At 38.6% G+C, this 26,459-nt stretch carries 28 protein-coding genes; 16 read left to right on the top strand and 12 right to left on the bottom strand.

Annotation, left to right across the window (positions count from 1 at the left end; translation table 11 throughout):
* Positions 1-233 precede the first annotated feature (233 nt).
* The 3 genes from B7E05_RS19990 to B7E05_RS19980 form a co-directional block, all read right to left on the bottom strand.
* Entirely contained in the window at positions 234-905 is a 672-nt protein-coding gene (locus B7E05_RS19990) for a DUF3169 family protein (protein ID WP_080875857.1), read from the bottom strand.
* Positions 906-1,109, bottom strand: coding sequence for a helix-turn-helix transcriptional regulator (locus tag B7E05_RS19985; RefSeq protein ID WP_080875856.1), 204 nt, complete (start codon positions 1,107-1,109; stop codon positions 906-908). It lies immediately after the preceding gene.
* Between the two features lie 214 nt (positions 1,110-1,323).
* Positions 1,324-2,763 (bottom strand): carbon starvation CstA family protein, encoded by a 1,440-nt coding sequence (locus tag B7E05_RS19980; protein WP_080875855.1) that lies wholly within the window; start codon positions 2,761-2,763, stop codon positions 1,324-1,326.
* Between the two features lie 142 nt (positions 2,764-2,905).
* Between B7E05_RS19980 and B7E05_RS19975 the strand changes: the two genes are divergently transcribed.
* The 6 genes from B7E05_RS19975 to B7E05_RS19950 all read left to right on the top strand — a co-directional run bounded on the left by B7E05_RS19975 (position 2,906) and on the right by B7E05_RS19950 (position 8,899).
* Positions 2,906-3,655 (top strand): HAD-IIB family hydrolase, encoded by a 750-nt coding sequence (locus tag B7E05_RS19975; RefSeq protein WP_080875854.1) that lies wholly within the window; start codon positions 2,906-2,908, stop codon positions 3,653-3,655.
* 137 nt (positions 3,656-3,792) lie between these two features.
* Positions 3,793-3,978, top strand: a complete 186-nt coding sequence (locus B7E05_RS19970; protein ID WP_080875853.1) for a hypothetical protein — start codon at positions 3,793-3,795, stop codon at positions 3,976-3,978.
* Between the two features lie 345 nt (positions 3,979-4,323).
* Positions 4,324-6,462, top strand: coding sequence for a DEAD/DEAH box helicase (locus B7E05_RS19965; RefSeq protein WP_179134597.1), 2,139 nt, complete (start codon positions 4,324-4,326; stop codon positions 6,460-6,462).
* A gap of 125 nt (positions 6,463-6,587) precedes the next feature.
* Positions 6,588-6,791 (top strand): hypothetical protein, encoded by a 204-nt coding sequence (locus B7E05_RS19960; protein WP_080875851.1) that lies wholly within the window; start codon positions 6,588-6,590, stop codon positions 6,789-6,791.
* 235 nt (positions 6,792-7,026) lie between these two features.
* Complete coding sequence (locus B7E05_RS19955) at positions 7,027-7,971, top strand: Rpn family recombination-promoting nuclease/putative transposase (protein ID WP_080875850.1); 945 nt, start codon at positions 7,027-7,029, stop codon at positions 7,969-7,971.
* Positions 7,972-8,350: 379 nt separating this feature from the next.
* The gene (locus B7E05_RS19950) at positions 8,351-8,899 is read left to right on the top strand and encodes a histidine phosphatase family protein (protein ID WP_080875849.1); all 549 of its coding nucleotides are present in this window, start codon (positions 8,351-8,353) and stop codon (positions 8,897-8,899) included.
* A 64-nt stretch (positions 8,900-8,963) separates the two neighbouring features.
* Here B7E05_RS19950 and B7E05_RS19945 read toward each other — a convergent pair whose 3' ends face one another.
* Positions 8,964-9,626, bottom strand: coding sequence for a hypothetical protein (locus tag B7E05_RS19945; RefSeq protein WP_080875848.1), 663 nt, complete (start codon positions 9,624-9,626; stop codon positions 8,964-8,966).
* A 155-nt stretch (positions 9,627-9,781) separates the two neighbouring features.
* Here B7E05_RS19945 and B7E05_RS19940 point away from each other — a divergent pair, with 155 nt between their 5' ends.
* The 4 genes from B7E05_RS19940 (at position 9,782) to B7E05_RS19925 (ending at position 13,932) form a co-directional block, all read left to right on the top strand.
* Positions 9,782-11,107: a spore germination protein gene (locus tag B7E05_RS19940; RefSeq protein ID WP_080875847.1), complete on the top strand. Its 1,326-nt coding sequence runs from the start codon at positions 9,782-9,784 to the stop codon at positions 11,105-11,107.
* Positions 11,094-12,167: a GerAB/ArcD/ProY family transporter gene (locus B7E05_RS19935; RefSeq protein ID WP_080875846.1), complete on the top strand. Its 1,074-nt coding sequence runs from the start codon at positions 11,094-11,096 to the stop codon at positions 12,165-12,167. Before B7E05_RS19940 ends, B7E05_RS19935 begins: the two co-directional genes overlap by 14 nt.
* Positions 12,157-13,275, top strand: coding sequence for a Ger(x)C family spore germination protein (locus B7E05_RS19930; protein WP_080875845.1), 1,119 nt, complete (start codon positions 12,157-12,159; stop codon positions 13,273-13,275). Before B7E05_RS19935 ends, B7E05_RS19930 begins: the two co-directional genes overlap by 11 nt.
* Before the next feature lie 168 nt (positions 13,276-13,443).
* Complete coding sequence (locus tag B7E05_RS19925; RefSeq protein ID WP_080875844.1) at positions 13,444-13,932, top strand: PTS sugar transporter subunit IIA; 489 nt, start codon at positions 13,444-13,446, stop codon at positions 13,930-13,932.
* Between the two features lie 308 nt (positions 13,933-14,240).
* On the opposite strand, the gene B7E05_RS22265 is transcribed toward B7E05_RS19925, so the two are convergent.
* A complete protein-coding gene (locus tag B7E05_RS22265; RefSeq protein WP_179134596.1) occupies positions 14,241-14,414 on the bottom strand; it encodes a hypothetical protein in 174 nt (57 codons plus the stop codon).
* A 248-nt stretch (positions 14,415-14,662) separates the two neighbouring features.
* On the opposite strand from B7E05_RS22265, the gene B7E05_RS19920 reads away from it, so the two are divergent.
* The 5 genes from B7E05_RS19920 to B7E05_RS19900 all read left to right on the top strand — a co-directional run bounded on the left by B7E05_RS19920 (position 14,663) and on the right by B7E05_RS19900 (position 17,968).
* Complete coding sequence (locus B7E05_RS19920) at positions 14,663-15,592, top strand: SDR family oxidoreductase (RefSeq protein WP_080875843.1); 930 nt, start codon at positions 14,663-14,665, stop codon at positions 15,590-15,592.
* 193 nt (positions 15,593-15,785) lie between these two features.
* The gene (locus tag B7E05_RS19915) at positions 15,786-16,640 is read left to right on the top strand and encodes a superoxide dismutase (RefSeq protein ID WP_080876385.1); all 855 of its coding nucleotides are present in this window, start codon (positions 15,786-15,788) and stop codon (positions 16,638-16,640) included.
* A gap of 299 nt (positions 16,641-16,939) precedes the next feature.
* Positions 16,940-17,341: a GIY-YIG nuclease family protein gene (locus B7E05_RS19910; RefSeq protein ID WP_080875842.1), complete on the top strand. Its 402-nt coding sequence runs from the start codon at positions 16,940-16,942 to the stop codon at positions 17,339-17,341.
* A gap of 164 nt (positions 17,342-17,505) precedes the next feature.
* Positions 17,506-17,715: a hypothetical protein gene (locus B7E05_RS19905; protein ID WP_080875841.1), complete on the top strand. Its 210-nt coding sequence runs from the start codon at positions 17,506-17,508 to the stop codon at positions 17,713-17,715.
* Between the two features lie 85 nt (positions 17,716-17,800).
* Positions 17,801-17,968, top strand: a complete 168-nt coding sequence (locus tag B7E05_RS19900; protein ID WP_245833196.1) for an RQC domain-containing protein — start codon at positions 17,801-17,803, stop codon at positions 17,966-17,968.
* A 100-nt stretch (positions 17,969-18,068) separates the two neighbouring features.
* On the opposite strand, the gene treR is transcribed toward B7E05_RS19900, so the two are convergent.
* The 5 genes from treR to B7E05_RS19875 form a co-directional block, all read right to left on the bottom strand.
* Entirely contained in the window at positions 18,069-18,782 is a 714-nt protein-coding gene (gene treR / locus B7E05_RS19895; RefSeq protein WP_080875840.1) for a trehalose operon repressor, read from the bottom strand.
* Between the two features lie 15 nt (positions 18,783-18,797).
* Entirely contained in the window at positions 18,798-20,483 is a 1,686-nt protein-coding gene (gene treC, locus B7E05_RS19890) for an alpha,alpha-phosphotrehalase (protein WP_080875839.1), read from the bottom strand.
* A 56-nt stretch (positions 20,484-20,539) separates the two neighbouring features.
* Positions 20,540-21,976, bottom strand: coding sequence for a PTS system trehalose-specific EIIBC component (gene treP, locus B7E05_RS19885; protein ID WP_080875838.1), 1,437 nt, complete (start codon positions 21,974-21,976; stop codon positions 20,540-20,542).
* A 199-nt stretch (positions 21,977-22,175) separates the two neighbouring features.
* Positions 22,176-23,312: an ArgE/DapE family deacylase gene (locus B7E05_RS19880; RefSeq protein WP_080875837.1), complete on the bottom strand. Its 1,137-nt coding sequence runs from the start codon at positions 23,310-23,312 to the stop codon at positions 22,176-22,178.
* A gap of 164 nt (positions 23,313-23,476) precedes the next feature.
* On the bottom strand, positions 23,477-24,226 hold the full coding sequence (locus B7E05_RS19875; protein ID WP_080875836.1) for a class I SAM-dependent DNA methyltransferase: 750 nt from the start codon (positions 24,224-24,226) through the stop codon (positions 23,477-23,479).
* A gap of 227 nt (positions 24,227-24,453) precedes the next feature.
* Here B7E05_RS19875 and B7E05_RS19870 point away from each other — a divergent pair, with 227 nt between their 5' ends.
* Complete coding sequence (locus tag B7E05_RS19870; RefSeq protein ID WP_218672708.1) at positions 24,454-24,969, top strand: P-loop NTPase family protein; 516 nt, start codon at positions 24,454-24,456, stop codon at positions 24,967-24,969.
* A 42-nt stretch (positions 24,970-25,011) separates the two neighbouring features.
* Here the strand turns inward: B7E05_RS19870 and B7E05_RS19865 are convergent, their stop codons facing one another.
* Together B7E05_RS19865 and B7E05_RS19860 are read right to left on the bottom strand one after the other, a co-directional pair.
* The gene (locus tag B7E05_RS19865) at positions 25,012-25,749 is read right to left on the bottom strand and encodes a hypothetical protein (RefSeq protein WP_080875835.1); all 738 of its coding nucleotides are present in this window, start codon (positions 25,747-25,749) and stop codon (positions 25,012-25,014) included.
* 128 nt (positions 25,750-25,877) lie between these two features.
* Positions 25,878-26,408: a GNAT family N-acetyltransferase gene (locus B7E05_RS19860; RefSeq protein ID WP_080875834.1), complete on the bottom strand. Its 531-nt coding sequence runs from the start codon at positions 26,406-26,408 to the stop codon at positions 25,878-25,880.
* Positions 26,409-26,459: the final 51 nt, after the last annotated feature.

Below are 26,459 nucleotides of genomic sequence, written 5' to 3'. Positions count from 1 at the left end.
CATGGTTGACCAATTTCAAAGAGGGAGTGGATTTCCTGTCCTTTTTCTATTTATTGCAGCAATCTATTTTAAAAGCTTATATACAAATTATTATTGAAACATTTATTAATATTTAAGCTAATAAGGAGCTGTCGCAAGATATGCATTTTGCGGCAGCTCCTTTTAAAATCTATTTCTTTATTAACACGCTATCTTTATAAATGCGTGCTGCAAGTGTAGCAAAGAAAGTAATTCTAATATTTCCGTACGACCAAAAGATACTTGCTATTCACGATCAACAGTATCACTGCCATGAGAATAACGGAAAATACTTGAGAGCTTTCCAAGATTATCGAATATGCTGTAGATAGTGTGATGGCAAGAATAAGTGTTGCATTTAATAGTGTATGTGCTTGGAATAATCCCTTGAGAGCAACATGTTTTTCTCCATCATCATACAAATCTAGTAGTTCTTCTGTAGAAGCGGACTTAGAAGTTGTACTGAAATCACGATCTGGATTTAAGTATCTCACTAATTTTCGTGTTTTCGTGTTTGTTAAGTAGCTAGCAATTAATAAAATAATCGACAAAACTGTTAAAATAACATATTGCATGAGCATAAGGTTTAAACTTAATGCAAGAATGGAAAGAGCAAAACTGGCAAAAGTGAATAACGTGTAATCTGTAAACATTTTGGATTTTTTCTCTTCCATCACATCTTCCTCATTTCCACTAAAGTGTTGCTTGCTGAATGATTTAATCTTATGGAAGCGAATAAAGCTTATGCCAATAAAAATAATAGAAATAACCAATAAGCCAATAACGATGAATTCCCCAGCAAAAGACCAATCAGAAAAATGAAGCAATGAATACATGACAGTGAAACCAATAATCCCCGAAAAAATGGTAGATAAAATAGCTTTCATTTACAATTCCTCCTCCTCAAACTGAAATACATTTTCAACAGACTCATTAAAAATACGGGCAATACGAACAGCAATTAAAAGGGAAGGCATATATTCTCCACGTTCAATTAAGCTGATCGTTTGTCTGGAAATCTTTGCTTTTTTTGCAAGCTGTGTCTGGTTATAACCATCTCGTGCCCGCAGCTCTTTTAAGCGGCTTTTCATAGGTATCACCTTCAATTTCTTGTCTGAATAATGATATTGTAACTTATTATTTTCAAAATGACAATGATATTAGTCAAAAAATAATATTATTGTCATATAGATGCTCCTTTTTTTGCTTTAGCTGGAGTCATATCAATAAAACCATTTGTATCTCCATGATGATATATACAAAAAACCTGTGCTGTTCAATAGAGGAACAACACAGGTTTTATTTCTATCCTGCTACCTTTAGATCCGTTTCAATTTGATCTGCTTTATTTTGTTTTGCTTTCCAAAAGAACCATACGGTAAAGGCTGTGGTTAGAATAATTCCTCCAATATGAGATACATTCATTGGAAGCCTGAATCCAATTTGTGCATTTAGAATATAGACAAGCACCATATCGGTAATGAAAAGTGCCGGGATAAGAGAAATCCAGTATTGCTTGCCCTTAACAAGCAAATACATCGTTCCTATCCAAAGTGCTAAAGCTGCAGTTGTCTGGTTTGCCCAAGAGAAATAGCGCCACAAAATATTAAAATCAATTTGGGTTAAAATGATAGAAATAACAAACAAAGGAATGGCAATAGCTAAACGATTTGTCCATTTCTTCTGGCTGAAATGAATATAATCGGCAATGACGGAACGTGCTGCACGGAACGCTGTATCTCCAGATGTAATAGGTAAAACGATAACGGCTAATACCGCAATGGTCCCGCCGATTGCACCAAGCAGTCGTATCGATACATCATTGACAACAGCAGAAGGCGTACCTGCATTAATCATATTGTTCAGCGTATTCCCATCAAAGAGACTCATGGAAGCAGCAGCCCAAATCATGGCAATAACAGCCTCAGCTATCATCATTCCGTAAAAAATGTAACGGCCTTGTGATTCATTTTTCACGGTTCGAGAAATAATAGGTGATTGTGTTGCATGAAATCCGGATAAAGCACCACATGTAATCGTTAAAAATAATATAGGAAAGATAGCAACTTTATCTGGGTGCATATTTTTCAATGACAGTTCGGGTATAGACGAACCATAACCGGAAGTAAACATCATAATGCCAACACCTATAGTACCGACGATAAGAATAAAACCTAGGATAGGATATATTCTGCCAATAATCTTATCAATAGGAAGGATGGTAGATAAAAAGAAATAAAGAAAAATAATACCAATGATAATCCACAGTGCAATCTTGCCATCAACTAGAACGTGGAGTAATGACCCGGACGTCGTAGCAAAAACGGTTCCTACTAATAGAAGCAACAGCAATGCGAAAGCGTTTACAACATGTTTGGAAAATTTCCCTAGAAATCTGCCCGCGAGTTCTGGTATATGTGCTCCCTTGTTTCGAATAGAAATCATACCAGTTAAATAATCATGCACGCCACCTGCAAAAATAGCGCCTACAACAATCCAAATAAATGCAACCGGACCAAAAAGCGCGCCCATAATCGGTCCGAAAATAGGCCCGGTTCCAGCGATATTAAGCAGTTGAATCATTGCATTATTTTGCTTTTTCATTGGAACAAAATCCACACCATCCTGGTTGGCGTACGCCGGTGTTTGACGGGAATTATCTTTTCCGAATACTTTTTCGACAAATTTACCATAAGTGAAGTACCCAATAACTAATAGAATAATAGATATGAAAAAGGTAATCATGTTGTATTCCTCCTACGATGTAATTACATAATTTGAAAACGTTTCCAAAAGTATTTTATCATAAATTATAACATTTGTCACATTTTGTATATATTTTGTCGAAATAGCTAAGTACGTTATAATTAAAAAAGAGGTGGTACATATGAATTTTGTTTTTGACATAGATGGAACGATTTGTTTTGATGGAAAAACAATTGATTCATCCATTGTACAAGCATTGGAAGAAATAAAAAGGGAAGGTCACGAAGTAATTTTTGCATCCGCAAGACCCATTCGCGATTTATTGCCGGTTTTGCCGAAGCCTCTTCAACAAGAGAAATTGGTTGGGGGAAACGGGGCATATACGTCAAATTATGGAAAGATTGACGTCATCCATTTTCAAGATAGTTTGCTTACAAAACTTATAACGCTGGTAGAGGATAATCAGTTAACTTATTTGGCAGACAGTGATTGGGATTATGCGTTTACAGGAGAAATGACACATCCGATTTATAAGAATATTGATCAAACGTCAGCGCAAAATCGCGAGCTAAGAAGTCTGCATAAGCTATGTAAGCTTGTTCTATTTCAACCCCCGCAGCGTGTTATAGATGAACTTTCCACCCTGCCTGTAAATATAACCCATTACAAAGGGGAAAATGCGATCGATATCAGTCCGGTTGGAATTAATAAAGTAAGAGGATTGCATCATTTACAAATACAGGAATTTATTGCGTTTGGTAATGACAGTAATGATCAGTGTTTGTTTGAAAATGCCTTGCACAGCGTCTGCGTCGGTGAACATGAAGTGGAACAATACGCATCTACATCCGTAAGGAAAGAAAATGTTTCAACGATGATCAGCAGCTTATTGCGAAAATATGAAAATCAGGAAAATACATTTAACGTGTGAAGTAATGGGTAAGAATTAATCGATGGAGTAGAATATATTTTGAAGGGAGCGATAATGGGCTTCTTGCTCTTATATATTGCTGTCCCTTTCATAATTAATTCTTCTTGTACATATGCTGAAGCAAGGAGGATGATAGGGTGAGTAAAACAGATGAACCAATCAAAAGAATGGCTAATTTGCGATCACCACATGCGGGATTTGCTGCGTATTATAAGGGGTTATTAAGCAGAAACCATCATTTAATCAAGGAAAGCCGCAAAAATAAATCTTATAAGCATTTCTTTCAAAAGGTTCAGAAGGATAACTCTTACCACGCTACATAGAATGTGCTTTATGTAAAATAAAATCAATGCTTTGCTGTCCGTTTGGTATGCTTATATCAAGCGGTTTTTTCATTGATTCAGAAGCTATTTTACACCTTTATTAGAATCTGGATTCCATTTTTTGTGTGTTTCAAAGGAAAATATGTAGCAAGAAGGACGTATTCCCTTTTTAACCTGCTCTAAACAATGCTACAATAATAAAATGTAGTTTATTCTGGGAGAACAGAATGTAATCATAAATATAAAGAAACAGCAATGGGTATAAACGATGCGTCAAAGCTGTCTTTGGTAAAAAGATATAAAGATATAGATATGTTTCAGATAGAGAAGCAGGAGGAAGTTGGAATGGTACGGACAAAACAAGATGTGGAACGGTTGGAAGCAGAACTGAACCGGATTCACAGAAGTATTGATATGAACTCAGAGGAGTTATTTAATGATCGTATTAAAGGAATTTGGCAGAGGCTGAAAACAAGCTCAGGAAAGGCGCAATTAAAAAAGATGCCTTTAGATACCATCTTAACAGTGCAAAATGAGCTTCCTGTAAACAGCTTGATAGATAATGGTTTGAAAACGATGAATGATATAGCAGATCTAACAGCACAAGATCTGGTGCAGTTGGATGGAATAAATGGAGACACAGCGCAGCAAATTTATCAGGCAACCTCCAGGATAAAAGCATCTGTGTATGAACAGGCAATCCCTCGTGTGAATCCGGATGATATTTCAGATGAAGATTTTTATTTGTTGGAGTCTATCTATAAGAAATGGCATCTGTTGAAGATTCTTGAAGAAATGCAGGATAAGTTTCAGGAGTACTATAATGAAACGAAACCTGATATTGAAATGGCTAAGAAACAAAAAGGATTTTTCGCAAGCTTATTTCAAACGAAAGAAGAGAAGGAAAAAATCCGGTCCGCTTTTACCAATTTAAATAAAAATAAACACCAGAAGGAATTAGATACGATTAAGCAAAAATTAGACTATATGCTTGATTTTGAAGTAAGTAAAGAAGAACTCAAGCGACATTTCGAAACAGAAAATGCCTTTTATTATACAGAAATTGAAAAAGCAACCGATTTTGATACGGAGAATGTTTCAGAAAGTTTACCGTCAGAAGTTGTGGAAGCGGTCAATAACCATTCGCTTGATACGTCTGGACTGCATATTACATTGAGAAATTATCAAATTTTTGGTGCGAAGTATGCCTTGCTTTATAAAAAGACGCTGCTGGGCGATGAGATGGGCTTAGGAAAGACCGTTCAAGCGCTTGCTATACTCAATCATCTCAGGCAAAACCACCAGGGACATGCTGTTATTATTTGTCCACTCAGCGTGATTGCGCACTGGAAAAGAGAGATGGAACAGCGATCTGATTTACAGGCATTTATCTTTCATGGCAACAATCGGGAGGAACAGTTCCAAGCTTGGCAAGAAGATACTGGTATTTTAATAACTACTTTTGAATTGGCTGGAAGCCTGCCGTTGCAAGACAGTCATCATTTTGATGCATTGATTGTGGATGAGGCGCATTATGTGAAGAATCCGAATACAAAACGTTCGCAAAATGTTTATCATTTGGCAGACGAAGCGGAGTATGTCTTATTTATGAGTGGAACACCACTTGAGAATACAGTAGAAGAAATGATGCAGTTGGTTTCTGTCTTGCAGCCGGGAATTGCGGAGAATTTATCAGAAGAGATGCTGTTGCGTAAACCACAAGCATTCCGTGAAGCAATTGCTCCGGTTTATTTAAGACGAAATCGGAAGGACGTATTACATGAGCTTCCGGATTTGGAGATTATTCCAGAATGGGTTCAATTTGGCGAAGAAGAAGAGGAGTTTTACCAACAGGCAGTGAAAGAGGAGCAAGTGATGGCAATGCGTCGTGCAGGCTGGCAAGGCGGGACGCCGGATAAATCACCAAAGCTTAAGAAGTTGCTGGAAATCTGTCAGAATGCCAAGGAAAATGGGCATAAGGTGCTGGTATACTCTTATTTTAAAGATGTGATTCAGACGGTCAGTGAAAATTTAGAAGAGGGAACTTATCGAACGATGACAGGGGATGTTCCGCATCATAAAAGACAGGAGATGATTGATGCCTTTACAGCGGATGAAGCAGGTTCTGTTTTGGTCAGTCAGATTACAGCCGGCGGTGTCGGGGTAAATATCCAGGCAGCGAATGTTGTCATTTTATGTGAACCACAGTGGAAACCGACAATGGAGGAACAGGCTATCAGCCGTGCTTATCGAATGGGGCAGTCCCGGAATGTGGTTGTGTATCGTCTGCTGACAGAGGGCAGCATTGATGTGGCAATGCTGGAAATGTTAGGAGAGAAAGCGAATCTCTTTCATTTGTTTTCCAAAGAATCGGATACAGCCTCCCGTATCTTGGATGAGCAGGAGCAAGAAGAGGAAGAAGCGTCTATTCAGAAAAAAGTATTGGATTTGGAGAAAGAGCGGTTTATGGGTTCGGTTCGTTAAAAGAACTGTTGAGCTGTATGCATGAACGAATTGTTATGTCGTTTATAGTGATGTTTTACGGAGTATGATGTTTCAGCTGCAAGGATGCCGGGAAAACCTTTTGTAATTAGAAAGGGAGGCATTTCATGACGTCATTTAAAGAAAGAGCCAGATACGCCCGTTTTAAAAAGGTTCTGGGATCTATTCTAGTCATGCCTATTATTGCTGTACTTGGATTCTTAGATGTGATACCCGTGTCCAATGCGGTTTCATGGTTAGCGTTAGCGGCTTTTATTGTGAGTCTGATTGTTTTCTTTGTTTCCTTTAAAGGAAAGAAACCGCAAGTTTAGAGAAAAGTCAGGAAAAGTTTCGTGTAGTGGTTCTTGTGAGGGAAAGGAGAGCATGGTCTGGTCTGTGACGATGCTCTTTTTTTATGAGGAAGAGGTGAAAGTTTTTTACAATAGCTAAAAGTACTTGAACTTCTTGATTTCATTCATTTTTTGAAACAAAAGTGGAATCATTATACTGGTTTTATTTTAGAATAATTGCTAAAATATAAATAATTCAACGAAAGGAAGTGTTCTATTGTTTACAGCACCAGTTATATTAGAAGAAAAAGCTGACTACATGAAGCATGATCGGCTGACGAAAAAGCTGATACAAGAATTTTTCGAAGAGTTCATCGAAGGATTTTTCCCCGACCTTCACCCCTACATTGATTTCTCCAACGTCACATTCCTTGAACAGGAAGTCTACCTGGACTACATCGAAGGCTCCAAAAAGGAAATAGACGTGCTTGCCGAAGTGAAGCTGCATCACGAGGACAAAATCCTGCATATTCATACCGAAGCGCAATCTACTCATGAAGCTGATTTCCCCGAAAGAATGTTTCTCTACTTTTCTTACCTCTATGCCATACACCGCAAACCAATTCAACCCATCGCCGTTTTGAGTTATAATAGAACCCAAGAAGAACCGACCCAATTCAAAGTCGATACGCCCACCCAAGAAGTACTTCAATTTAACTTTTTACAATTACAATTAAGAAAGAAAAACTGGAAAGAATATATTCAATCAGACAATCCGGCCGCAGCAGCGTTGCTTAGTCAGATGGGCTATGAAGAACATGAGCGTGTCCAAGTAAAGTTGGAATTTCTGCGTATGATTACCCGTTTGAAAATCAATCCGGCGCAAATGGAGTTTCTTTATGGTTATTTTGAAACTTATTTAAAACTAAGCAAAGAGGAGGAGGAACAAATGATGGAGAAAATGGAAAACTTGCCAGAAGAGGAAAAAGAAATGGTCATGCAGCTGCCGAATTCTTATTTTGAAAGAGGAGTAGAGAGAGGGAAGCAAGAGGGGATAGAAGAGGGGATAGAAGAAGGGATAGAAAAAGGAATAGAAAAGGGGATAAAAAAGCGGAACCAGGAATTAGCTTTGAAACTGATAGCAAGAGGTATGTCAATCAGTGACATTGCAGAGATCACAGACTTAAGCGAAGCAGAAATTAAAAGGCTTGCTAGTGAGTAAACAAATAAAATAGGTTATTTGTTTCCATAAACAAACAAAGTGAGCTGGTTTCATTGTAAATTGGCTCACTTTGTTTATAGGAAGCAAAACACGTAGTATGAATAAATACAGGATATAGCCTCCTAAAAAGAATTTCCAATCATTTGTGATAAATGAAATGACTACGAAGACAATAAGTATACTAGTTGTAATATAAAGGGTTCGTTTTTGATATGCATTTATTTTCATCTCCCTATCCCTCCAAGTTCATCTACTATCCTCTGTTTACTGACTATACAAATAAGCGCAGCAAAAGGTTCATAAAAAATAAAAAAATCATAAAAGCATGTTACGCTAAGCGTATCAATCAAATTTTTCACAGAAAGGATTGTTAATAAAGATGAATAAAACGATTTATATTATCCGACATTGTAAGGCGACTGGCCAAGCTCCTGATGCCCCCTTAACGAAAAAGGGAAAAGAGCAGGCGAAAGAGCTAGCTGCATTCTTGTCTGACAAGAATGTTCATCGTATTATCTCCAGTCCATTTTTACGTGCTGTACAAACGATAGAACCGTTTGCTGCAGAGGCAAATTTGAAACTAGAGACAGATAATCGTTTGCAGGAGAGAGTGCTCAGCTCTGTTTCGATGCCGGATTGGTTAGAGAAATTAGAAGCGACTTATAAAGATTTCAACTTGAAATATGAAGGCGGCGAAAGCAGTAGCGAAGCAACGGAGCGAATTATTGATGCAGTGAATGATTTGTGCGCAAGTGATGCGGAGAATAGCATCATTGTTGGCCATGGAGGTATTATATCTTTGCTTTTACACCATTATAATCAAAATGCTGGAATCGATTCATGGAGGAAGCTTAGTAATCCAGATGTCTATGCGTTACAGATTTCAGGACATGATTATCAGCTTAGACGAATATGGGTAGAAGCGTAAAGTATAAAAACAGCAAGAGCTGATTAGCGTATAATCAGCTCCATGAACGTATTTCTTTTAAATTTTACTCATCCCACCAGCTTGTCTCCATATCAATCAGCCAATGATTCTTTAACATCAAAGCACGCTCAATCGCCGCAATCGTTGAGGCGACCAAGAGTGTTGTATTAAACCAGGCGGGTAGCATGAGCGGCGATTCGAAAGAGCCCCACCTTTCTTCTATAAAAGGAATATGCGAGATGAGAGAAGCAAGCTGCGGAAGTCCTAATATCACAGAAATCAACAGAATAATAATAGCAACTTTGCCAATGATGGAACTGATGGCCGGAAATTTGGCATCAAAGCGCATCCGTAAACCTTCCGCAGAACGGCGATCCGGAGACAGGACAAGCTCCTGTTCATCTTCTGTTACGTAATGAACGCGTTTCATTCCATATGTTGTTGTTGCTGCCTCAATAGCTCCTCCGGGAACCGGGAAAATAGCAGGGTTAGAAGCTTTGGCATGGTGTTTACCATCACGATACAAATGTATTTCCTCATTTTCATCAAAGTAATTTACATGAACCGTATAAACATGCATATCCCCATCCTCTTCCTGAAGCTTGATATAAAAAAGAGAACGGTGAACGATTTCGTAAAAGCGGAAAGGCTTCAATGCGTGGCCGTCGCCGTCTTTAATTTTTTTCATTGCTTTTTGTCTGCGCTTGCTTTTTAAAAACGAAACCATTCTATTCCACCTCCGAGTCATATTCTCTATTTGTTATACGGAATAAATCCAAAAAGGTTTCTGAAGATCAATCAAACAAAGTCGCCCTATTTCTGTATGAAAAAGTGCTTCCTGGCTCATAACTAAAAGATAGGAAAACGGAAAGGGTGCGGATAATGGATTTCATTAATCAGATTGAAGACTTGAAACAAAAAAATAAAGATTTGCAAATGAAGTCTATTGTCATCAATGATGTGCCTTATGATGTGATTGGTTTTGAGAGCTTAGTGGATTTTTCGGCAACATGGGAAGTCGTGGAGGCTGTCGTCGGTCATGAAGATACTAAATCGAAAGAGCCAACGGGGATTGACTCGCAAAATACAGCTTGGAAAAAGATGACGTTCAGCAAACAAATACAAGCATTATATGAAGGAAAAGTAGTTATCTGGAATCGTGCTGATGAAATTTCGTTAATCATGGACCCAGTCTCCCAGCCGCTTTACCGTAATATAGAGGTTCCTGTTAATGAATCGATTATTTACGGAGCCAAGGATGCATTTACGGAGAATAGTCAGCAAAATATAGGTCTCTTGCGGAGTAAGTATCAATCCAAAGATGTAGAAGTATCAACAACACAGCATGGAAAACGAAATCGCCGTTTTTCATTTCTTGTTTTAAAAGGGACGACAGATGAAAAAATGGTGGAAATGATTAAAAAGAAAATTGAGGATTATCCTAATGAAATTAAACAGGTGAAAGACGTTAACGTTGCCTTTGGTTTTTCTAAATTTTCATTGATAACCCGAATATCTTCCATAGAGCTCCCGGAAAGTGCCATGGAATATATCGAACAAGGGAAAATTGTCTTTTTTATGGATGGTTATCCCTTTGCGCTGGTATTGTTTAATACTGTTTTTGATGTATTCAAGCAGCCAAGCGATAGCAATTATTTGAGTGCCTTTGTCTATTCCTTATATATCTTGCGTATTATCGGTATTATGATTGCTATATTACTGCCAGGATTATACGTCGCACTAATTACAATCAATCCGGAAATGTTGAAAGTGCAGTTGGCCTTGTCTATCACAGAAAGTCGTCAATTTGTACCTTATCCCGCCTTTGTGGAAATAATCATTATGCTGCTTTTGATTGAATTAATTACGGAAGCTGCTGTCCGTCTGCCTTTATCCATATCCAATACGATTGGCATTGTGGGAGGTATTATTTTAGGTCAGGCGATTGTAGAAGCCAGTCTTGTGAGTGGTGTATTGATAATTATTATTTCTGCTACAACGATTGCAAATGGAATTGTCGTTAATTTTGAAAATGGGATTACGTTACGTCTTATGAAGTATATTATTGTTATTTTCTCCGCTCTGTTTGGCATTCTCGGGCATGTTATCGGCCTGTTGGTTTTATGTTCCTATATTGCCCGGATTACGAGCTTCGATGTTCCTTATGTCCGGTGGAAAAAGGAAGGGATTCAAAGTGAAGGTCAATAATTTATTGATTATCATCTTTTATTTAATTACAAATATAGGGGTGATGTTTCTCCTGTATCCCACCCTGATCCTGGATACAGTAGATAATGGACATTGGCTGATTGTTCTTTTACATGGATTTTCGCACATTGTTCTTTTAGGTATTTTATTGTTTGGGGTATCCAAATTGGAGGAGCCGAATATTTTACGAAGTTTACCAAAAAACCGGTGGATTGTTTCTCTGACTTTACTTGTTCCTTTGGGGCTTTTTATTATTGGAACAGTTATTGTATCTATTCGAACTTATGCAGAATTTACTACGGTATTATTTTTAAATCAGACACCAATGTTCTATGTCATGGTTATCTTCATTACAACGGCAACTTATATTGGCCTTGGTTCAATGGAAAGTATTTTCCGGACAACCTTTTTAATAGCAGTTGCTTCTTCTTATGTTATTGCCGTTATTTTTTTATTATCCTTTTTCAATGCAGAATGGTATAACTTCTTTCCCGCCAAGGTGGATAATATTGATTTTATATTCGAAATGCCGTTTATTACAGGGTTTTTAGTATTATCCCCGACCTTTTTGTTTTTTGCTTTTTTGCCCAAAAGAAAAAAATTAGATTATAAAACAGTTTTCTGGTTTTCATGGTTTATTATTCCACTCATATTTATGGCTGCCTATTCACCGATGCTGGTATTTGGAAATGAAATCGCACGGAATTTCACTTTTCCTTATATTGAAATGTTGGCTACTGTCGATATTGAGTGGTCTATCTTTGAAACACTGACCAGTTTGTTCGGATTAAGTCTACTTGTCTATGCAACGTTATTTTTGGGAATGCTACTGCATATTTTGCGAATGTTATATCAAAGTATGTTTCAGACAGGAAAGCTTCATGCATCGATTGCGCTGGTTATCATCGTTATTTTGATCACCATCGCAGCGGATATGATTTCTACTTGGGAACAAGTACAGACACATATCATTTGGATTATACCGTTTCGTTTTTACGCCTTTATCAGTCTGTTGATTTTCATTTTTTGGGTAGGAAGAGGGAAAAAACATGAAACGTAATTACTGGACAAAAATAATTATTTCTATCCTGTTGCTGGTTTTATTAAGTGGGTGCTGGGATTCCAGAGATATTAATTACCGTTCTACACCTGTTTTAATGGGGGTAACAAAAGAGGAAGACTTGTTTCAAGTATTTTTAGTCATTCCGGTTTCGGTCGTGTCTGAACAGAGGAATCTGGCTAAGGTGGAGGGCAAGGGAGCTACCATAGTAGATGCTATCGAACAACTCAAGAAAAAAATTGAAACCACTATTGATTTAGAACATATCGGTTTTGTCGTATTGGATGAAGAGCTGGGAGAAGAAGGAATTGAAGGAATCATTAATACCTTTATTAGGATGCGCGATATGCCGACAACACCGACAGTAGCTTTCACCAAAGAAGATATGAACGATTATATTGACCGGATGATCAGCACATTTCAAAAAGTGGGTGTACCAATATTTGGTTTTCTGGAAAAACAAACCGGATGGGAAATTTATGACCCAGAAGTCAGTCTATGGGAGGTATACAGAGGCATTCATTCGTATACCTCAGATATTGCTATACCTATTATCAGCGCAAACGATAATTTAGAAATGGATTATTTTGGAGCATCTGTGTTAAAGAATGGAAAGATTGTTGATACACTCAATTCGCTAGAAGTTTTGCTGATGAATTTGTTAAATAATGATGAAAATGTAATAAAAACGTTTATAACGATTGATGAGACAACGGATGTAGAGCTTGTTGAAAGAGATGTGGAATATGACTACGAACATCATGGTGATGAGATTGACTTAACCATTCAGTTAGAATTTGTGATGATTGTTGCTGAGGCGGAGGATCATTTAAACGATGAAGCTATTCAGAAGAAATTTGAAGAAAAAGTGGAAAAAGATACGATGAAGCTGGTGAAAAAACTGCAGGATAAACATGCAGATGTCCTCGGAATCAGCAACCGCATCCGAAAAAATTATACCCATGCAGAGTTAAAAAACTTTCTGAATGAGGTATATCCAAACATAAATGTGAATGTGAAAGTGGATGCAGTCATTGAGAATAATGGTAAACTTCGAAATTTAAATAATGATGATTTTGAAGACTGGGATAAGCAGGAACAGGAGTAGTTGATAAAGAAGACTTCAGGTATTGGAAATGGGATATATTGGATTTGCGAGAAAAGACAAAAGCATCCTGAAGAAGGGTGTCATGATTATTTTTCCAGCTCTCTAAAGTAATTATTTGTGACATATGATAAAATTAATGTATATTGAATTGATTTTGGAGGGATAGTCATGTTTGGAAAGCTTTTTAAAAAGAAAGAAAGTCAAGAAATAGAATTATTTGCGCCAGTTGATGGAGAAGTCATTCCTTTAGAAGAAGTGCCTGATCCGGTATTTTCCGAAAAAATGATGGGGGATGGCATTGCGATAAAACCATCAAATGGTAACATTGTATCTCCAGTTGATGGAGAGATTGTACAAGCATTTCCAACCAAGCATGCTGTAGGAGTTAAAGCTGAAAATGGAGCAGAAATTTTAATTCACATCGGTTTGGAAACCGTTGCATTGGACGGAGAAGGGTTCACAATGCATGTGAAAGAGGGAGATAAAGTGAAAAAAGGGGATGCGCTTGTTGACGTAGACTTGGCAGTTGTAGGAGAAAAAGCTGTAAGTACTGTCACCCCACTGCTTATCACAAATATGAATGATTTGGAAGCGCTGCATAAACAAGATGTACAGCAAGTCAGCGCGAATGAAGACGTTGTTATTACAGTGAAATAAATGACAAGTAAATAAATGGGAAGGGTTCCTGTCTTATAAGGCATGGAGCCCTTTTTAATTTGTTAAAAAAGTACGTATTTAGATGAGATAGATGCACATCTTTATTAAAGGAAACACTGCATACAGAAAATGTTCAATGATAAGCTTTTAAGCTGCTGGAGAAATTTCCGGCAGCTTATTTCAAGTATATAAGAGATATTATTTCTGTTTTAAACTGATACAAATGATTTTGAATGTGCTCAAATAAGCCGCTAATCTGTAGCAAGATTAGCGACTTATGAAATCGGCTTGGTGTTCTATCCAGCATATCAAATAATCGGATAATATTGCCTATAATCTGGGTTCATAAAATACGGCGGTCTTTCTCCTATTTTCGGCAACAGAAAGCGTTGATTCGTAGCTGTGTATAATACATTCACTTTTTCATTGGAATGGTTAATCAACAATAACGTTGCTTCTGGGTTGTAATCGTATTGCTGCATAACAATTCTCCTTTCCCATCTTCATTTTATTCATTGTTCTTCCGTAATGGAACTGGAAGAACAAATGCTTTTTCACTCTATTCGCCCATGTATCATAAAGTGAAGTTATATCCAGCGTGAGATTTTCAATCCTGCTGCATATTAGTTAAACAAATTAAACCGTAGCTGCTGGCTGCTGGTTTTTCAACTTATATCCAGTTATACTGCGATAAATTAGGTTTTCAAGGTAATTTCAAGGAGGATATTTTATGACACAAAATAAGTCAAATAAATCTACAGATCAAACCTATCCAATGTACCCAAACTATGGAAAAATAACACAATATGAAGAAGTTGCTATGACAGTGCCGGAACAGCGGCAATACCGTCAGCCGGGTCTTGAAAAATGGATGGTCCCGAGACCAATTATTGAAAATACAAATGAAAAAGGCAATAACAAGTTGATTGGGAAAGTTGCGTTAATTACTGGCGGGGACAGCGGGATGGGAGCAGCCGCTGCCATTGCTTTTGCTAAGGAAGGTGCAGATGTGGCGATTGCTTATCTTGACGAACATGAGGATGCTAATCGGACGAAAGATCGAATTGAAGAACTTGGACAGCGTTGTTTATTATTATCTGGTGATTTAAAGAAAAAGCAACAATGCTGTTATATTGTTGAAAAAACGATGGAAACTTTTGGACACCTCGATGTGCTCTGCAACCATGTAGGAATCCAATTTCAGCAATTAAGTTTATTGGATATTACCGATGAGCAATTCGATGATACCTTTAAAGTAAATGTATACTCCCATTTCTATACGACACGTGCTGCACTTCCTTATTTAAAAGCAGGCAGCTCCATTATTAATACGGCTTCTGTAGTAGCATATGAAGGGTACAAACAATTGATGGATTATACAGCAACAAAAGGAGCTATTGTCAGCTTTTCAAGGGCTTTGGCAAATAATTTGGTAGAGCAGGGAATCCGTGTCAATGCTATTGCTCCCGGCCGGATTTGGACACCGTTGATTCCATCCAGTTTCTCCGCAGATGACGTAACATTGGCAGGAAATCCAATGCAGCGGCAAGGGCAGCCTTTTGAAGTAGCACCTACATTTGTTTATCTTGCTTCTGATGATTCCCGTTTTGTGACAGGGCAGACATTGCATGTGAACGGCGGACAATGGACCACATCCTAAATAGGTAGAGAAGACATTTTATCTGGAAAATCAAAGGTCTTGGAAAAGGTTGTTCAAACATTGTTTGGTGCTTCATTCTTAGAAAAATGATTATCAGCCTATCTCTTATTTGCATATAGTATTAACGACTAATTTGAGGGAGGCTTTTTCATTGCCACAATATCTTGATTCAATAGAGCGATGGTGTGAAGAGATGGCACAAACATATCGTGAAGTGATGGGATCTCTTCGCACAGGTATCCATAGAGATGCATTAGACGAATGGAAGGAGGACTTGGTCCAATTTCAAAAGGAACTTGCAAATAACCAAGTGATAGATGAGCAGGAGGTTTATCAGCGAGCGGAAAGTTTATACACAAGATTTCATCACTATTTAGAACAGCCTATGGAGGGAGAACGAGCAGAAGGAAATCGTGAAAGAGTAGTTCCGATTGGCGGGCATACACTTCCGCCGCTTCCGTACAATTATGATGCTTTAGAGCCTTATATTGATCGACGAATTATGGAACTGCATCATGATAAACATCATCAGAGTTATGTAGACGGTTTAAATAAAGCAGAAATGGAAATGCAGCAGGCCCGCTGGGACAATAATTATGATTTAATCAAGCATTGGGAAAGGGAGGCTGCTTTTAATGGTGCAGGACATTATCTGCACACCATTTTTTGGAAGGTGATGAGTCCGGATGGAGGCGGTGAACCTACAGGGGATTTAATGCATGAAATTGAACAATCTTTTGGCAGTTACGATCAATTTAAAGCACACTTTACGGAAGCAGCAAACAACGTAGAAGGCGGTGGTTGGGCTATCTTAGTATGGGCGCCCCGAGCAAGGCGTCTGGAGATTCTGCAGGCGGAAAAGCATCAAAATTTAAGTCAGTGGGATGTAGTGCCTCTTCTTGTTCTTGATGTGTGGGAGCATGCTTACTATCTGCAATATGAGAATGTAAAAGAAGACTATGTAGACAATTGGTGGAATATTGTTAACTGGACGGAGGTGGAGAATCGTTATAATAAGGCAAGACAATTGAAGTGGCAGCCTTTCTAGTTCCAAAAATACCCAAGTGTTTTTGGAACTAGAAAAGACATACACACGGTGATTTTGTAGGATATGTTCTAACAATAATAGAAAAACAAAGGGCTGATACAAGTTATTTACTTGTATCAGCTTTTTCCAGGTAAGAGAGAGCTCGTTTCTTGTATGTTTCGACTCGTCTCTCTTTAAGACAATGGCTTTTTACAATATCGCTAGTTCGATTTAAAATAGAAGCAACAGGAACGAGAAGAGAAGAAGCCTTTCAAGTGTTTTTATCAGGAATGTAAATAGCAAGGGAGGTGGTAATCTTGATGAAAGCGATTGAATATTCGGTACAGGAATCAGATACACTTTATGCGATAAAAGCGTGGCTGCCAAAGAATGTGGAAGATATTGCTATCGGCAGACTGGGACAATTTCACTTTCCAAAAGGTTATTATGTTTATGTAGGAAGTGCCAAACGAAATCTGCGTGCGCGGGTGGACAGGCATCTTCAGATGGCTAAAAAGAAACGCTGGCATATTGATTATTTACGCCCTTATCTGCAAATTCAAGTTGTGCAAACGTATCCTAGTGCAGAAGGAGAATGTGCACTGTTTGAGAGACTGAAGCAGGAAAATGGCGGAACCATGCCGGTGAAAGGGTTCGGATCATCGGATTGCAGGTGTTATTCGCATTTGTTTTATTCAGAAGAGGAAGTGCGGTTAGATTAGCAATAGTAACGTACGAAAATACTCTGCCATCGGGAATCGTATTCGGCAGTGAGAATGAATGAAAAATATTATAATAGATTAAAAGAATTCGCAGGTTATAATCCAACTTCCAATATTATTCGTGTCGCTGATTACACGAAATCATCCGAAAAAGGGAAGATACGATGGGAAAAAGCAAAACAAAAGCAACGTGGGCGGAAGCGAAAAAACGCTGTCGTCTCAATCAGCAGGACATACAGATGGCAAAGGAACTCGGTATGACACCTAAAAGTTTAATCAAAAATATTCCAGCTCCTAAAGAGCAGTGGAAAGCACCGGTAAAGGTTTGGGTACGAGATTTATACGAAGATAAATTTGGGGAGGTGTTGAAGTAAAGTGGAAGCTAAAAGGTTGTCTGAGGCCGATATTTTAGCGATTTGACGGGGAACGGATGAACTGATTGCACAAGGCGGGCGCTCCTTGCTTGCGAAAATTTTAAAAGGATCGCGGGAGAAAAAAGTATTGGAGCTGGGATTGGGTGATTGTCCGGTGTATGGCTATTTTAAAGGTGTCAAACAGGAAGAAGTGATGGCGAAGATTGACTGGGTGATTGATCATGATTTGTCTGGGGAATTTTTTAATTCATGAAAGAAGGTCTACGTGTGTTTCCTTTACAGTTTTTTGATTTAAAAAACCTTATAAAACATGCCAATACAGAGAGGGTTATATCATCTGTACCGGCATGCTTTCACTGTTCTCGTCTGGCAAAATCTACGAAACGGAACTTATCCGGACGGTGCCTGGATTCCGTATATTGAAATAAGGTCGCATCATCTAAATAGACATAATTTTTAATCACGACGACATTATAAAAACCTTCTAAATCTAATAAAGCACGATCTTCCGCTGTCGGCTCTTCCACCACGATTTCTTTTTTGGCAAAGCTGATGATCAAACCTAATTCATTTTCAAGGTAGTTATAAATAGATGCTTCCGCAATGTCCTCCGAAATATACGGAACAGTTTTTGCGTTTAAATAATCCTTGTCCAAAATGATGCGCTGTCCGGAGAAGGAACGGGTCCGGAGAATTTCCCAGACCTCCCCGCTATCCTCCAGCTTTAATTGGTCACAGATAAAATCATTTGCGTTTATTTTGGCGCATTGATGAACAGTTGTGATTGGTTTTTCTCCCATTTTATCGGCTAACTCTTGAAAGCTGACCAAACCGGAAACGGGAAAATCGAATTTATTCCGTTCAATCACTGTAGACCCTTTTCCGCGGATTTTTTGAATGTAACCATTCTGAGCAAGCAGATTTAATGCTTTCCGAATCGTTTCTCGCGATGTCTGATACTGCTCCGCTAATTCATTTTCTGAGGGCAGAAACTCATTTGCTTTAACCATTTCTTTTTCTATTTTTTGAACCATTTCTTGATAAATAAGGACATATTTATTCTGCATCATAACGAACTCCAGTTATTTCTTTAGATAATAAACAATCGATTCATATGGCCGCAATGGAATCGTTTCAGAAGTGAAAGAGGGGGAATCGTCGTAATTAGATAGTAAAACCTCGCTATCCATAAATACACGGTGAATCGATTCCGGTAACTTCAAGTTTGCCTCTTTGCCGTAAAAATTGTTTACTACTAATAGTTTTGTATCCTCATTTTCTCTTATATACGCAAAAATTGCAAAGTCCTCTGGTAAAATCAGCTGATATTTTCCATCTGTGATTACTTGATAATCCTTTCGAAGCTGAATTAGTTTCTGATAATGATAAAAAATAGACGTGTGATCAGCAATTGCAGCTTCTGCATTGATTTCCTTGTAATTATCTGGAAGGCCCATCCAAGGTGTGCCTTCCGTAAATCCAGCGTTGGCTGCAGAATTCCATTGCATTGGTGTCCGTGCGTTATCACGGGATTTTTCCTGGAGAATTTCAATCATTTCCTGTTTGGACAGGCCTTCTTCTTTTTTACTGCGGTACATATTCAGTGATTCGACATCGCGATATTGGGAAATGTCATCAAAACCGGGATTGGTCATACCGATTTCTTCACCTTGATAAATATAAGGCGTCCCCTGCATCATGTGAATCGTTGTTGCCAGCATTTTTGCCGATTCTTTATGATAGGTTGTATCATCACCGAAGCGGGATACAATGCGCGGCTGGTCATGGTTACACCAGAACAGCGCGTTCCAGCCGCCGCCTGCTTGCATACCAGTCTGCCAATCAGATAACAGCTGCTTGAGATAAAGAAAATCAAATGACGCTTTTGTCCATTTCTCCCCGTTCGGATAGTCCACCTTTAAATGATGGAAGTTGAATGTCATATCTATTTCTTCGCGTTCTGGATTTGTATACTTGATACAATCTTCCATGGAAGTAGAGGACATTTCTCCGACAGTAAGGGTTTTACGCCCTTTAAATACTTCCTGATTCATTTCATGGAGAAATTCATGTACTCGCGGTCCATCGGTATAGAATTTACGTCCGTCACCTGGAGGAATGCTGCCGTCATCATCTGGGAAACGCTGGTCTTTGGAAATTAAATTGATCACATCTAAGCGAAAGCCATCTATCCCTTTATCCATCCAAAAGTTCATCATTTGATAAATGTCATCGCGGACTTTTTCATTTTCCCAATTGAGATCTGCTTGCGTGATATCAAAGAGATGCAGATAATAAGAGCCTGTCGTTTCATCGTATTCCCATGTATTGCCGCCGAATTTGGATTCCCAGTTTGTCGGCGGATTATCTGGCTCGCCATCTTTCCAGATATAATAGTTCCGGTAAGGATTAGCCGTTGCTTTTTTCGACTCCTGGAACCATGTATGTTCCGTGGATGTATGATTGACCGCAATATCCATAATGACTTTTAACCCTAATTGATGCGCTTTTGTAAGCATGGTTTCAAAGTCTTCCATCGTTCCATAATCCGGCTGAATAGCATAGTAATCAGCAATGTCATAACCATTATCTTTTTGGGGAGAAACATAAATAGGGGTAAGCCATATCACGTCGACTCCCAGTTCTTTTAAATAATCCAGTTTTTCGGTAATTCCGTTGATATCTCCCATGCCATTACCGGTCGTATCATTAAAACTTTTGGGATAGATTTGATAAACAACGGATTTTTGCCACCATTTTTCTTGCATAATCAACCTCCTACATATTGTTGTGAACAAAAGGAGGGGGGGAGCCCCTCCTTAAGTTATTTTTTACCTAGACGTTTATAGGCATCTACGCCCATTTTTGTTTTGGATAAAATGATTGTTAAGAAGAACGGAATAACAATCGCTGCTACCATGGCTACGGCGAACATCAGCATATGCGGTAATTGGATAGATAAAATCCCTGGTATACCACCGACGCCTATGGAGTTTGCCATAACGCCAGATCCGACAGATATCACTGCTGCAACCGCAGAGCCAGCCATGCCGGCAAAAAGCGGGAACAGGTATCGTAAGTTCACTCCGAACAGCGCCGGTTCCGTAACCCCCAGATAACAAGAGATGGCTGCAGGGATGGTTACTTGTTGCTCTTTCTTATCTTTTCGGTTCAGGTAAATCATCGCAACAACCGCCGAACCTTGGGCAATATTCGATAAGGCAATCATTGGCCAGAGGTTGGTTCCGTCAAATTCGCTCATTAATTGCAGGTCAATGGCATTCGTCATATGATGCAAGCCTGTAATAACGAGCGGTGCGTATGCAAATCCAAATACGGCTGCAAACAACCAGCCTAATGCAGATGTTAATCCGTCGTAAACGACATTGGAGATCCATGTACCGATTGTCCAGCCGATAGGGCCTAATACCACATGGGCAATGATGACGGTTGGCAGTAATGCAAAGAAAGGCACAAAAATCATCGATACGACTTGTGGAATAATTTTCCGCAAGCCAATTTCTAAATAGGCTAACACAAAACCTGCTAAAATGGCCGGAATAACTTGGGCCTGATAACCAATCATTTCAATTTGGAAGAATCCGAAGTCCCACACCGGTATGTCAGACGTTTCAACGACTTCATACGCGTTTAAAAGCTGTGGAGAAATTAATGTAAGACCTAAAATAATTCCGAGTACCTGAGTGGTTCCCATCTTCCTGGAGATAGACCAGGTAAGTGCAACAGGGAGAAAGTGAAAAATAGCTTCTGCAATCAACCATAGAAAATCATATAATCCAGTCCAAAATTGGGAGGAGTCTGCTAAAGTCATGGTTCCATTTTCCAGCATTTCAATATCCCCGATAACGTTTCGGAAACCGAGAATCAGCCCTCCGACAACCAATGCAGGAATAATTGGTGTGAATATATCAGCTAAATGAGAGACTAAACGCTGTAAAAGATTCATATTTTGTTTCGCTGCTTCTTTAGCATCTTCTTTAGATGTATCGCCAACGTCAGCTATACGTGTAAATTCATTATAAAAGGAAGCGACTTCATTTCCGATAATAACCTGGAATTGTCCGGCTTGTGTAAAGGTTCCTTTAACCATATCTATGTCTTCTATGGCCTCAACATCTGCTTGCTCCGGGTCATTTAAAACAAATCGCATTCTGGTAGCACAGTGTGTGACAACAGAGATATTTTCACTTCCGCCGACTTTTTCCAGTAACTTTTCTGCGTCTTTCGTAAATTTACTCAATGGCTTGCCTCCTTTTTTTATATCTTGTATATACAAGTGTTATCGTTTTCAGTTTAGCTTGTATATACAGGTTTGTCAATAAGATTTTTTACATGTTTGGAGGATGAATCATGATTATTTTCCAAGTCAAAAAAATCATTTAAAAAAACACCTTAATGGTGACGCATTAAGGTGTTTATAATCAGTAAAAGTTGCCAACTTATTTTAAATATGCTTTGTAAATCGCTTTATACGTATCAATCATTTCCAAGTAGTTTTCAATGGATACATATTCGTCTTTTTGATGTGGTAAATCGGAAACGCCAGGACCATAGATGACGAGATCGAACGAATTGTCAGCTTTCGTAAAGGCAGCAGCATCCGTTGTTGGTGAAATCCCTGTTACAGGCAATGCTTGATTGGATACAGTTTGGATGGTTTGAATCAGTTCGGAATCGGGTGCAGCTTCCACTGGGGAAATATTTTCATCAATCACTAATTCTAATTTAAAACCATCTTTTTGGTTCAAGTCGTCAACAATATGCTGCAACAATGCTTCCACTTTGCTGTTGTCAAATTCAGGGATGGTGCGAATGTTACCTTGTAATGTTGTGCTGGCAGGAATACTGTTAATCTGATCTCCGCCATGGATGATGGTAATAGCATGTGCAGTTTCACCTAATATCTCATTGCTGTATTTGTTCGTGATGGCTTGCATTTCCGCATTCGCACGTGTCACAAATGCATTGATATTCGAGATAGAGTTGATTCCTTCTTGAGGCATGGAACTGTGCGCTGATTTACCTCGAGATACAACGGTATAGTTCATGGAGCCTTTATGCGTGTGAATCAAGGCTGGTCCGGTTGGTTCGCCAATAATCAGACCGTCCAGATCATCAGCATACCCTTCCTTCGTTAATTGTTCCGAACCAAGTTCGCCAACTTCTTCACCAACTGTTGCCATGAATTTCAATGTACCGTTGATATCTGCGTTTTCTTCTTTCACTTCCACCATAGCGATTGCTAAAGCTGCCAGACCGGATTTCATATCCGTGGAGCCGCGGCCATATAATTTATCACCATCGATTTCACCCGAGAATGGCGGGAATGTCCACTCGCTTTCGTCGCCAGCTGCTACAACATCCTCGTGTCCACTGATTCCTAATACTTTACCGTCACCTTTTTTATAAGTGGCTACCAAGCTTTCCCGGCCTTCACTATATGTTACTTTTTCGGATTCAATTCCATATTTTTGGAATAGACCGCCTAGGTAATCAGCTACTTCAGATTCGTTATCATTAACGGATTTGATTTTTATGATATCTTGTAAAATGTTAATGCGTTCTTCTTTATTCAATGTATTTGTCCCCTTTCATACTGGTTGAACCGCAGTAAATAGCACTGTTACTCATAACATACCCTCATAAGAAACAATGTAATCGAAAATAGATGAAAATTTATCGCAGTAAATTGCTGCAGAATCAGTCGTTTCATTTAGTATTCCAAGATACTATCACTTCTCTAATCATGCTTTTTATTTGCAATAAAAGTTATGAGAGAAGAATCGATTCCTTGACCATAATCAATGTCATAATCAACAGAGCTGAACCCGACATTTTTTAATAAGAATGCTAGTTCCTTTATTCCATACCAGTAGAGAATAAAATGAGAGATTTCGGTTTTCTCGATAGCTCCTTGATGCAAAAGCTCATATTTATGGATATAAGACACTTTTTGCTCCAGCCAATCGATGTCTTTGCTTGTATTTGTCAATAATATTCCGGAATCTGCTGTCAACGGATAATGGTCGATGGCTATGTCTCCTGTTTTAAAGTCGGTTGGCAATAAGGCATCGAATATAAATTGTCCGTCTTCTTCCAGATGGTGATATACATTTTGAAGAAAAGCATCAATTTGATTTCTGGGGAGCAGACAAAAACTCCCTGTTGGCATAGTAACGGTATGATATTTCCGTTCTAAATGAAGCTGGGTTACATCTTGATTGAATAAATTAGTATATACCTGATGCGCTTGCATATTGACTTTGCATTGTTCCAGCATCTCAGATGAGATATCTACACCATCAATAGCTATTCCTTTTTTCAAAAAGGGGATCAGCATTCTTCCAGTGCCAACACCAGCTTCCAGCACGGGGCCCTCCCGATTTTTCAACTTCTCATCATAATATTCCATATCACCGTTCATGGAGTACCCAACTGGTTTCGTGATTTCATATAGTTTCGTACTTAATTCCCCGTATTCTTTAAACATGCCAATCCCTCTATTCTATTTGGATTTTAACTTGTGCTATACCTGATACAGTTGTGAATGATATATTTCTATTCTATAATAAAATAATGGAATAATCTAAAATAAAAGGAGAGTCAGAACAACTTGCATCCACCATGGTTCACTCGATATTAGATTGTTCTTTTTCTACTTATATACTTCAATAGTAGGGCGGTCATTCCTTTGGGGAATAGAAAGCAGGTGCTCCATTGCAGGAAAGCATAAAGAAAATACATATTATCGGCGGTTCCGGAAGCGGTAAAACGTATTTAGCAAAGATTTTATCAGATAGACTGGCTATTGCAGCAACAGATTTGGATAACTTATTTTGGAGCAAAAGCTATGGAGTGAAAAAAGATTCAGAGATCAGAAATAAAGAGCTGGAGGTTCTTCTTTCGGAGAATACCTGGATTATGGAAGGCGTTTACTATGCTTGGTTGGATAGTAGTTTTGAACAAGCGGATCAAATTATTGTATTGCATACAAATCTGTACGTAAGGCAAATGCGGATAATTATTCGTTTCTTAAAAAGAAAATTTGGTATTCTGCCAACTAAAAAAGAGAATTTGAAAGATTTGATACAGTTATTAAAATGGAATATGAAATATGATACAAATAATTTAGCAAAAGCATTAAGAAAAATAGAAACGTATGAAGAAAAAGTAATTCACATCTACAACAAAAGCGAGCTGAATCGATTTTTAAATAGTAGCCGAAAGAATTGAAAAAAGACCTGCCTCTATATCATAAAGGCAAGTCTTTTATCGCTAAGACGCGCTATCTACAGCGATTTGTAACGCATCTATTGGATCGTCTGTGTTCTCATCCATTTCATAAACAGTGTTTCCTTGTTGCCAGCGGATAACGGTTCCAGGGTGATCTTCAAAGTCGTTCACCTCAATGACGCCACGCTGATCAGGCGCAGGGAGATAATTTGATTCCAAATAATCTGCGACTGTTCGGGCAAGCGCTTCGCCATCTTCATCGTTTCCGGTTGCATTATCAGGATTCGTTGGAGCATCTATCCGAATCAGCCAGTTTCCTTCGTTCCATGAAATGTAATGGTGGCCGGCAGCTCCTTCTGAGAGAGCTTCAATCCCATGGCCGAGGTCTGTATTTGTTTGTTCCACTTCTTCATAGTTTTCAATAGCGTTAACGGCTTCCTGTTCGCTGGAGTATTCCGTTTCCTCTATATTCCTGTTGGAAGTTTCTTTGTTATCTGTGCTTTCTTTCTCAACAGCTGTATCTGTGTTATTTGAATCATCGGATTTTGCCTGCTGGTCTTCGTTATGGTTCCTTTCTGATTCCGTTGCGGCATCTTCTTGGTTCGTTTCTGTTGATTCTTCCTCCGTATCTTTTGAATCGTCTGTCTCAGAAACAATCTCCGCATCATCCGATTCTTGCTGTGAGGTGTCCGGTTGTGCTTGTGAAGCACCCTGACATGCCCCAAGGATGAGTAAGAGTGCTATACTTGGTGCTGTGAAATAAGATTTTTTCCATTTCATGATGTATCACTCCTCTTACTGTATATATTTCCCTTCTTTTTCTAAAATGAATCTTAAAATTTTTGAAATGAGAATCTCTAAAAAGCCGTCCCATATCCTATAACAGGTATGGGACGGCTTTCATATAATTAATCATTTTTCAAAAGCGAATACATATCCATATCAATAAATGCACCTTTCACCTTTTCATACTGCCGCAACGTTCCTTCAAAGGTAAACCCTATTTTTTGCAGTACTTTCACCGAATTTATATTTGCAGGCTCGACTTTCGCTTCTATCCGATTTACTCCTGAACGATAAAAAGCTTCATGAATCAGTGCCTGAATTGCTTCAGGAGCATATCCATTTCCCCAATGTGCTTTCGCAATATCATAGCCAATTTCAACTCGGGCATTTTCAGAGTCGATAGAGTTAAAGCCGCAGCTGCCGATAATTTCTTTTGAATCTAAGTCAATCACACTGTAGCGGATAGCCTGATTTGTTTCAGCTAATTCATTGAGCATGTTGATCATTTCCAATGCCTGTGATTCATGGGTGAAAGCAGTGATATTCATATACGCTGCAACTGCAGGGTCGGACCAGATAGCGAATAGTGCAGAAGTATCCGCTAGCCGCATTTTCCGCAAGCAGAGTCTATTCGTAAATAATTCTTCCTTCAATACTTTTACCTCCAATAGTTATAATGAATCTGTTGTAAAAAGTATTGTTAT

The organism is Oceanobacillus timonensis (genome assembly GCF_900166635.1).
Taxonomy (GTDB): Bacteria; Bacillota; Bacilli; order Bacillales; family Amphibacillaceae; genus Oceanobacillus; species Oceanobacillus timonensis.
Note: the sequence above shows the minus strand (reverse complement) of the source record. Positions and strands in the feature narration are given on the sequence as shown.

Bases quoted from the DNA above. Each gene is read 5' to 3' on its own strand.
- B7E05_RS19990 (WP_080875857.1), bottom strand. From the start codon at position 905: ATGAAAGCTATTTTATCTACCATTTTTTCGGGGATTATTGGTTTCACT.
- B7E05_RS19985 (WP_080875856.1), bottom strand. From the start codon at position 1,109: ATGAAAAGCCGCTTAAAAGAGCTGCGGGCACGAGATGGTTATAACCAG.
- B7E05_RS19980 (WP_080875855.1), bottom strand. From the start codon at position 2,763: ATGATTACCTTTTTCATATCTATTATTCTATTAGTTATTGGGTACTTC.
- B7E05_RS19975 (WP_080875854.1), top strand. From the start codon at position 2,906: ATGAATTTTGTTTTTGACATAGATGGAACGATTTGTTTTGATGGAAAA.
- B7E05_RS19965 (WP_179134597.1), top strand. From the start codon at position 4,324: ATGGTACGGACAAAACAAGATGTGGAACGGTTGGAAGCAGAACTGAAC.
- B7E05_RS19960 (WP_080875851.1), top strand. From the start codon at position 6,588: ATGACGTCATTTAAAGAAAGAGCCAGATACGCCCGTTTTAAAAAGGTT.
- B7E05_RS19950 (WP_080875849.1), top strand. From the start codon at position 8,351: ATGAATAAAACGATTTATATTATCCGACATTGTAAGGCGACTGGCCAA.
- B7E05_RS19945 (WP_080875848.1), bottom strand. From the start codon at position 9,626: ATGGTTTCGTTTTTAAAAAGCAAGCGCAGACAAAAAGCAATGAAAAAA.
- B7E05_RS19940 (WP_080875847.1), top strand. From the start codon at position 9,782: ATGGATTTCATTAATCAGATTGAAGACTTGAAACAAAAAAATAAAGAT.
- B7E05_RS19930 (WP_080875845.1), top strand. From the start codon at position 12,157: ATGAAACGTAATTACTGGACAAAAATAATTATTTCTATCCTGTTGCTG.
- B7E05_RS19925 (WP_080875844.1), top strand. From the start codon at position 13,444: ATGTTTGGAAAGCTTTTTAAAAAGAAAGAAAGTCAAGAAATAGAATTA.
- B7E05_RS22265 (WP_179134596.1), bottom strand. From the start codon at position 14,414: ATGCAGCAATACGATTACAACCCAGAAGCAACGTTATTGTTGATTAAC.
- B7E05_RS19920 (WP_080875843.1), top strand. From the start codon at position 14,663: ATGACACAAAATAAGTCAAATAAATCTACAGATCAAACCTATCCAATG.
- B7E05_RS19915 (WP_080876385.1), top strand. From the start codon at position 15,786: ATGGCACAAACATATCGTGAAGTGATGGGATCTCTTCGCACAGGTATC.
- B7E05_RS19910 (WP_080875842.1), top strand. From the start codon at position 16,940: ATGAAAGCGATTGAATATTCGGTACAGGAATCAGATACACTTTATGCG.
- B7E05_RS19905 (WP_080875841.1), top strand. From the start codon at position 17,506: ATGGGAAAAAGCAAAACAAAAGCAACGTGGGCGGAAGCGAAAAAACGC.
- treR (WP_080875840.1), bottom strand. From the start codon at position 18,782: ATGCAGAATAAATATGTCCTTATTTATCAAGAAATGGTTCAAAAAATA.
- treC (WP_080875839.1), bottom strand. From the start codon at position 20,483: ATGCAAGAAAAATGGTGGCAAAAATCCGTTGTTTATCAAATCTATCCC.
- B7E05_RS19875 (WP_080875836.1), bottom strand. From the start codon at position 24,226: ATGTTTAAAGAATACGGGGAATTAAGTACGAAACTATATGAAATCACG.
- B7E05_RS19865 (WP_080875835.1), bottom strand. From the start codon at position 25,749: ATGAAATGGAAAAAATCTTATTTCACAGCACCAAGTATAGCACTCTTA.